The 7,282-nt window shown below is 71.4% G+C and carries 7 protein-coding genes; 1 reads left to right on the top strand and 6 read right to left on the bottom strand.

The features are described 5' to 3' along the window. Positions 1 to 27 precede the first annotated feature (27 nt). The 4 genes from xylB to AC1DCG_RS14805 form a co-directional block, all read right to left on the bottom strand. The gene (xylB, locus tag AC1DCG_RS14790) at positions 28 to 774 is read right to left on the bottom strand and encodes a D-xylose 1-dehydrogenase (RefSeq protein WP_477027726.1); all 747 of its coding nucleotides are present in this window, start codon (positions 772 to 774) and stop codon (positions 28 to 30) included. Between the two features lie 30 nt (positions 775 to 804). Further along, entirely contained in the window at positions 805 to 1,959 is a 1,155-nt protein-coding gene (locus AC1DCG_RS14795) for a fumarylacetoacetate hydrolase family protein (protein WP_165257009.1), read from the bottom strand. Positions 1,960 to 2,126: 167 nt separating this feature from the next. Then, complete coding sequence (locus AC1DCG_RS14800; protein ID WP_477027727.1) at positions 2,127 to 2,495, bottom strand: hypothetical protein; 369 nt, start codon at positions 2,493 to 2,495, stop codon at positions 2,127 to 2,129. A 58-nt stretch (positions 2,496 to 2,553) separates the two neighbouring features. Further along, entirely contained in the window at positions 2,554 to 3,621 is a 1,068-nt protein-coding gene (locus tag AC1DCG_RS14805; protein ID WP_165257007.1) for a LacI family DNA-binding transcriptional regulator, read from the bottom strand. Positions 3,622 to 3,722: 101 nt separating this feature from the next. Here AC1DCG_RS14805 and mobA point away from each other — a divergent pair, with 101 nt between their 5' ends. Beyond that, entirely contained in the window at positions 3,723 to 4,259 is a 537-nt protein-coding gene (gene mobA / locus AC1DCG_RS14810) for a molybdenum cofactor guanylyltransferase (RefSeq protein WP_477027728.1), read from the top strand. Positions 4,260 to 4,411: 152 nt separating this feature from the next. On the opposite strand, the gene AC1DCG_RS14815 is transcribed toward mobA, so the two are convergent. Together AC1DCG_RS14815 and AC1DCG_RS14820 are read right to left on the bottom strand one after the other, a co-directional pair. Continuing rightward, on the bottom strand, positions 4,412 to 5,962 hold the full coding sequence (locus AC1DCG_RS14815; protein WP_477027729.1) for a flavodoxin domain-containing protein: 1,551 nt from the start codon (positions 5,960 to 5,962) through the stop codon (positions 4,412 to 4,414). Continuing rightward, positions 5,959 to 6,963, bottom strand: a complete 1,005-nt coding sequence (locus tag AC1DCG_RS14820) for an FAD:protein FMN transferase (RefSeq protein WP_477027730.1) — start codon at positions 6,961 to 6,963, stop codon at positions 5,959 to 5,961. The genes AC1DCG_RS14815 and AC1DCG_RS14820 overlap by 4 nt, the downstream gene beginning before the upstream one ends. Positions 6,964 to 7,282: the final 319 nt, after the last annotated feature.

The following is a 7,282-nucleotide window of genomic DNA, read 5'->3' on the forward strand; positions in this document are numbered from 1 at the left end:
GCCGGAGGGGGCCGTCGCCGACCTATCTTATCGCCAGCCGGCGTCGATCCAGTACTCGTGACCGGTGCACAGGCTGCCGTCGTCCGAAGCCAGGAACAGCACCAGCGAGGCGACGTTGGCCGGCAGGATGCGGCCCTTCACGGCCTGGGCCTTGACGATCTCGGCCTCGCCTTCGGGGGTGTACCACTTCTCCTGGCGCTTGGTCTTGACGTTGCCCGGCACCACGCAGGTGACGCGGATGTCGTCGGGACCAAGCTCGCGGGCCAGGGCGCGGGTCATGCCCTCGATGCCGGCCTTGGCGGTTTCGTAGAGGACGAGGTCCTCCAGGCCCAGGTGCCAGCTGATCGAGCCGAAATTGATGATCGCGCCGCCGCCGCGCGCCTTCATGCCCGGGGCCGCGGCCTGGGCGCAGAACAGCATGTGACGCAGGTTCACGTTCATGCGGTTGTCCCAGTAGGCCGGGGTCACGTCGGCCAGGCTGTGACGGTCGTCGTTGCCGGCGTTGTTGACCAGCACGTCGATGGCGCCGGTCTCGGCGAAGAAGGCCTTCACGGCTTCGAGGTCGGTCAGGTCGACCTGCTTGAACACCGGCTTGATCGGGGCGTCGGCCAGGTCGGCGACCAGGGCCTGCGAGTCCTCGGCGGCGATGTCGACGAAGATCACTTCGGCCCCTTGGCGGGCGAAGGCGGTGGTGATGCCCGCGCCGATGCCGGAGCCGCCGCCGGTGATGACGACGCGCTTGCCCTGGAGGCTGGGATAGATGGCGGAGGACATGCGCTTAAGCCTGGAAAGAGGAAACGAGGGTCACAGCAGGCCGCGGCCGGCCAGGTTGCGGATCAGGGCCGAGATGCCGAAGGTCCAGGGCTTGGCCTGGTCGCAGGTGGTCACCTCGTTCTCGAGCACGCCCAGCTTGGGGGTCGAGACGCGGACGCGGTCGCCGACCTTGTGGGTAAAGCCCTGGCCGGGGGCGTCGCGGTCCTGGATGGGCGCGAACATGGTGCCCAGGAACAGCACGAAGCCGTCCGGATACTGGTGCTGCTTGCCGTGGGCCTGGCCGGCCAGCACGGCCGGGTCGCGGCTGATCAGGCTCATGTTCGACTTGCCGTCGAGCACGAAGTCGTCGCGGCCGGTGATCTTCAGTTCGACCTCGGCGTTGCGCACGTCGTCCAGGCTGAACGAGGCGTCGAACAGGCGGAAGAACGGACCGATCGAGCAGGAGGCGTTGTTGTCCTTGGCCTTGCTGAGCAGCAGAGCCGAGCGGCCTTCGAAGTCGCGCAGGTTGACGTCGTTGCCCAGCGAGGCGCCGCGGATCTCGCCCTGGCCGTCGACCAGCAGCACGACTTCCGGTTCGGGATTGTTCCAGTGGCTGTCGGAGCGGACGCCGATCTGGTCGCCCCAGCCCATCGACGACAGCGTCGGGCCCTTGGTGAAGATTTCGGCGTCGGGGCCGATGGCCACTTCCAGGTACTGCGACCACAGGCCGTCGGCGACCAGGGCCTCCTTCAGGCGCGCGGCGCCTTCCGAGCCGGGCTCGACGCTCTTGAGGTCGCCGCCCATGCGCTCCGAAAGCTGCTGGCGGATCTCCAGGGCCTTGGCGGCGTCGCCGCGGGCGCGCTCCTCGATCACCCGTTCCAGGGTCGAGACGGCGAAGGTGACGCCGGCGGCCTTGAGCACCTGCAGGTCGACGGGGGCCAGCAGCTTGGCCGGCGCGTTGCCCTGCGGGTCGTCCCACACCGGACGCAGGTCGAGCTTTTCCAGCGGGCCCTTGTCGACGCCGCGCGGGATCGCGTCACCCGGCGCGTAGGCGTTCATCAGGTCTGCGAGCGTGGGGGCGATCTTGCTGACGTCCTCGACGTGGCCGCCGCGGATCAGAACGGGGGTCGGGCCCTGGCCGAAATCGATGCGGCCCAGAAGGGTCGCTTCCCGCCAGTCCTCGGGAAGGTATTTCGTCACGCCCACCGCGTTTTCTCCCTCTGGCGCGGGCGGATCTTTGCGAACGCCCGCCACGCTTCGTAACTCTCAGACTTGTTAGCGCTAACATGTGGAGGCGCGCAAGGGAGTTGTCTGACAACTGTTCTGAGGTTGTCGACAGAAGGGCTGGGCGGCGGAGCGGGCCGGGCGCGGCGTCAGAGGCAGCCGGAGTTCCAGTAGACGACCCGATGGCTGACCAGCCGCGCCTGCTCATCGGCCTTCCACGAGATATCCAGCCGCTGGCCGCAGACCGATCGTCCCCAGATGGCCGTGACGTTCTGTTCGCCCGCTACGGCCGCCGGGCTGGGGTGCAGGTCCTGGGCCAGGAGATATCGCTCCAGGTCATGCGCCGGCCCGCCCGGGGGAAAGCGCTCGTCCAGGCGGGCGGTGAGCAGTTTCTGGCCCGCGTCGTAGTCTCCGGGCAGCCCGGCGAACAGTTCGGTCGCCGGCGCGGGCGTTTCCGGGAACAGGACGAGACCCACGGGGCCGGCCACGAGGTGCAGGCCGACCCAGAGCCCGAACATGCCTGCGACGACCCCCGCAGAGATCAGCCACGGGCGGGCCTTCGACCTTGAAGCCTGTTCAGCCCCTGTCCGCATTCGCCGCAGGTCCCGTCGAATCCCGCACGATCAGCGTGTGGGGGTGCATCAGCTGTCGCGGCTCGCCGGTTCCGTCGCGGTGGCGGCGGATCTCCTCCAGCACCAGGTCGACGGCGGCGCGGGCCATGGCGGCGATGGGCTGGTGGACGGTGGTCAGGGCCGGCCAGATGTTGGCGGCGATCGAGGTGTCGTCGAAGCCGACGATCGAGACGTCGCCCGGCACGTCCAGGCCCAGGCGGTGGGCCAGGCCGGCGGTGGCGGCGGCCATGTCGTCGTTGGCCGCGAAGATGGCGGTGGGGCGCTCCTTGGTGTTGAGCAGCCGCTCGGCCGCCTCCAGGCCCGAGCGATAGGTGAAGTAGCCCTGCTCGACGCGGACGTCTTCCTGCGGGATTCCGGCCGCCTTCAGGGCGGTCATGAAGCCGTCCATCCGCTGCTGGCTGACCGTCTGGTTGGGGTGGCCCTTGATGAAGCCGAAGCGTTTGTGGCCGAGCGCCAGCAGGTGCTGGGTCAGTTCGAAGGCGGCGGCTTCGTTGTCGATGCGGATGGTGGCCATGTCGCTGCTGGCCATGCCGGGCGCGACGGCCACCGCGGCGGCGCCGGCGGCCTTCACCTCGGCCAGGACGGTCTGGGACTCGCACAGCGGCGGCGGCAGGATCAGGCCGTCGACGCCGGTCTTCAGCAGGCGGGCCAAGGTGGCGCCGGCCAGTTCCGGCTCGGCGCATTTCTCGATGACGATCTGCGAGCCGGTGCGGCTGCTTTCGTCCAGCGCCCCGACCAGGAACTCCGACAGATAGCCGGTCGAGGGGTTGTCGTAGAGCAGGCCGATGCGGAACGGGGCGCTGCCGGCCAGGCTGCGGGCGGCGGGATTGGGGGCGTAGTTCAGCTCGGCGATGGCCTGCTCGACCAACGCCCTGGTCTCTTCCTTGACCGTGGCCTCGCGGTTGATGACCCGCGAGACGGTCATCGGCGAAACGCCGGCGCGAGCCGCGACGTCGCGGATGGTGGCGCTCTGGCTGCTGCGCCGCCGCGTGCGCTCGGTGCGTTCGTTCATACTGAGAAGTCCGTCCCTTTTGGGCGAGTCTAGACCGTTTCTCGCGCCAGGGGGAAGCGGGGCCTTGGTCGCGGCTGCTCGTCGGGCGTAGGGAAGGGGGCATGAATACGCGTGACGCTCGTCTTGGAGCCATCATTCTGTGCGGCGGCGGCTCGGTCCGGATGGGGCGGGACAAGGCCCTGCTGGATTGGGGCGGCATGCGCGCCGTCGACCGCGTGGCGGCCCTGGCGCAGGCGGCTGGCGCAAGCGTGGTGCTGACCGCCGGGCGCGACTACGGGCTTGATTGGGTTCCCGATCCCGAGGAGGGCGCGGGGCCTGTGGGCGGCGTGCTGGCCGGGGCCGCGGCGCTGGCGGCGCGGGGCTGCGAGCGGGCGCTGGTGCTGGCGGTGGACGCGCCGACCCTGGCGGTGGAGGACCTTGCGCCGTTGCTGGCCGTGGAGACCGGCGCGACGTTCGAGGTGTCGCCCGTGCCGATGGTGCTGCCTTTGGATGCGTTGCCAGAGGGGGCGCTGCCGGGCTGGCCGCTACGGCGGCTGGTCGAGCGGGCGGGGCTTGCGGTGCTGCCATGCCCGGAGGCGGCCAGGGCGCGGTTGCTGGGGGCGAACACGCCGGAGGAGCGTGATCGGCTTAGGCCGTAACCCCCTCACCCTCCCACGCCTTCGGCGCGGGCCCCTCCCTCTCCCTGTGGGAGAGGTGGAAGGGGAACGGCTCGCTCTTGGAAAACCTCTCCCTGCGGGAGAGGGAAGGGCCCATTGCGCAGCTATGGGAGGGTGAGGGGCTGCGCCGCCCGTCAGTAGACGTCCCGGCGATAGCGGCCCTGATCCGCCAGGTCCTCCAGCGCCTCGCCGTCCAGGATCTCGCCCAGCGCCGCGTGCACCTCGCGCGACATGCCCTCCAGCGAGCCGCAGACATAGATCGCCGCGCCCTGCGCCACCCAGGCCCGGACCTCGTCGGCGGCCGCCCGCAGGCGGTGCTGGACGTAGACCTTGTCGGCCTGGTCGCGGGAGAAGGCCAGGTCCAGGCGTTCGAGCACGCCCGACGCCGCCCAGGCCTCGATCTCGGCCTGATGGAAGAAGTCGTGGGCCGAGGAGCGCTCGCCGAACACCAGCCAATTGCGCTTGCGGGAGAGGGCGGCGCGAGCCTTCAGGTGGCTGCGCAGGCCGGCTAGCCCGGTGCCGGCGCCGATCAGGATCATAGGCCGATCGTCTTGCGGGGCGTGGAAGCTGCGGTTGGAGCGCACGCGACCGGCGATCTCGCCGCCGACGGCTGCGTGTTCGATCAGCCAGCCCGAGCCCAGGCCCGGCTTGCCGTCGGCGCGGCGCATCAGGCGCACCACCAGTTCCACGCCGCCGTCGGCGGGCAGCGAGGCGATCGAATATTCGCGGTGGGGCAGGGCCGGCAGGGCGTCGACCAGCGCCTGGGGCGCGGTTCCGGCCAGGGCCTTGATGGCCGCGTCCTCGTGCGGCAGGCGCCGCCAGGACAGGGCCTCGCCCAGGCTCGTGGCCTCTTCAGCCTTCACGGCGGCGTCGGCGCTCAGCGACAGGCGCGAAAGCAGGTCGGCCACGTCGGCGGGGGCGTTGCGCGGGCCGATCTCGACGATGTCGCCGGCCCGCCAGTCGAGCCCGCCATCAAGCGGTTCGAGCCTCACGTGGAAGGCGCCTTCGCCGGCCGAACCGGGATTGAGCAGGCGGCGGTCGGCCAGGGTCCAGCGGCCGTAGGCCGGACGGCTCCAGTCGGGCGCGTCGGTCGAGCCCGTGAGCACGGAGAGCTGTGATTGCCAATGCCGCAGGGCGGCGGCCTCGCCGTCGTCGACCTCCACCGTGTCGAACAGGCGCGCGCCGCCGTTGCGGGCGAGCCAGGCGTCGAGGCTGCGGCCGAAGGCGCAGTACTGGGCGTAGGTCGAGTCGCCCAGAGCCAGGACGGCGTAGGACAGCTTGGCCAGATCGGGCTCGGTGGCCATCACGTCGCGGATGAAGCGGCGGGCGTTGTCGGGCGCATCGCCCTCGCCGGTGGTGCTGACGATGAAGAGGGCGCGACCGGTCAGGTCTTGGGGTTCGACGGCGGACAGTTCGCGCAGCCGCACCGGCAGGCTGGCCGCCTGCAGCGCTTTCGCCGTAGCCATGGCCAGTTCCTCGGCGAAGCCCGTCTGGCTGGCGAAGGCCACCAGCACCGGCTCGCCGGCGCCGGACGCCAGAGCGGCCTCCTCGCGGCGGGCCTTATGCTTGCGCAAGGCCACCTTCAGTGCGATCCCGGCGCACAGCAGCACGTAGAGGCCGACGACGATGGCGGCCAGGGCCAGGCGGCGCGCGTCCGGCGGCAGGCTGGAGATGAGGTCGGTCATTCGTCGAGCATCGCCTGCAGGGCCGGCGACAGGCGCTCGGACAGGCCGTTGGGACCGCGGGTCACGATCAGGGCCGGCAGGTCGCGGGCCGTGGCGAAGGCGATGGCGGACTCGGCGCCCATCACGGTCAGGGCCGTGGCCAGGGCGTCGGCGGTCATGCACTCGGGATGGAGGACGGTGACGCTGACTACGCCGGCGTCGCACGGCGCGCCCGAAGCGGGATCCAGGGTGTGGGCGTAGCGCTTGCCCGCATGGTCGAAGAACCGGCGATAGTCGCCCGAGGTCGCCACCGACAGGCCGTGCAGGGCCAGCAGCGTGCGGGGCGCAGCCTCGTCATTGGCGCCGGCCAGCGGCGGACGCTCCAGTTCGACCCACCACGGCTGGCCGTCGGGCTTGGCGCCCGTGCCGCGCAGTTCGCCGCCGACCTCGACGAGGTAGGAGCGCACGCCGGACCGGTCGAGGGCGCGGGCGGCCTCGTCGACGCCGAAGCCCTTGGCGATGCCGTTGAGGTCGATGGAAAGGCCGCCCGGCTGAAACAGCGCGTCGCCATCCAGCGCCACGCGGCGCCAGCCCATCGGCGCGCGGGCGGCCTCCAGCGCGTCGGCGCTGGGCGGCTCGCCGGAGAAGGGGCGGGGGCCGAAGCCCCAGAGATCGGTGACCGCGCCCAGGGTCGGATCGAAGGCGCCGTCGCTGCCCTTGGCCACTTCCAGGGCGCGGCGCAGCACGGTCGCGAAGCCGGCCGGAAGAACCGTCCAGCTTCCGGGCGCGGAACGATTGAAGCGCGACAGCGCCGACATCGGGTCCCAGGCGCTCATCTGCGCGACCACGTTGTCCAGCGCGCGCTGGACCATCGCGGCCATGGCCTCGAGGTCGGTGGTCACGGGCAGCACGGCCTTGACCGACCAGGTGGTGCCCATGGTTTCCCCGTCGAACCCGCGCACGACCCCGCCCACCGGCCGGGCCGGCGGTTCGGAGAGCGTGGGGACGAGGACGCGGGTCATGGGGGAGTCGGTGTCCAGGCTCCTCCCTCGCGAAGCGGGGGAGGTGGCGCGCTGCGGATACGCAGCGTGGTGGAGGGGGCGAGTTCAAGCGCTGTACGCGCCGCCGCCCCCTCCACCACTTCGTGGTCCCCCTCCCCCGCGAGCGGGGGAGGAGCAGGTCAGGTTACGGACGCTGGGCTTCCAGGGTCGCGGTGTAGCTGGCCGAGAAGCCGTTGCCGGCCAGGGCCGTCGGGGCCTGGGGCTGGCCGCCGGGAGCGCCGCCGCCCGGACCACCGGGGCCGCCTTGGCCGCCCGGACCGCCCGGAGGGCCGCCCATGCC

Source organism: Caulobacter sp. 10L414 (genome assembly GCF_056395525.1).

Bases quoted from the DNA above. Each gene is read 5' to 3' on its own strand.
- AC1DCG_RS14815 (WP_477027729.1), bottom strand. From the start codon at position 5,962: ATGACCGACCTCATCTCCAGCCTGCCGCCGGACGCGCGCCGCCTGGCC.
- AC1DCG_RS14820 (WP_477027730.1), bottom strand. From the start codon at position 6,963: ATGACCCGCGTCCTCGTCCCCACGCTCTCCGAACCGCCGGCCCGGCCG.
- AC1DCG_RS14805 (WP_165257007.1), bottom strand. From the start codon at position 3,621: ATGAACGAACGCACCGAGCGCACGCGGCGGCGCAGCAGCCAGAGCGCC.
- AC1DCG_RS14800 (WP_477027727.1), bottom strand. From the start codon at position 2,495: ATGTTCGGGCTCTGGGTCGGCCTGCACCTCGTGGCCGGCCCCGTGGGT.
- xylB (WP_477027726.1), bottom strand. From the start codon at position 774: ATGTCCTCCGCCATCTATCCCAGCCTCCAGGGCAAGCGCGTCGTCATC.
- mobA (WP_477027728.1), top strand. From the start codon at position 3,723: ATGAATACGCGTGACGCTCGTCTTGGAGCCATCATTCTGTGCGGCGGC.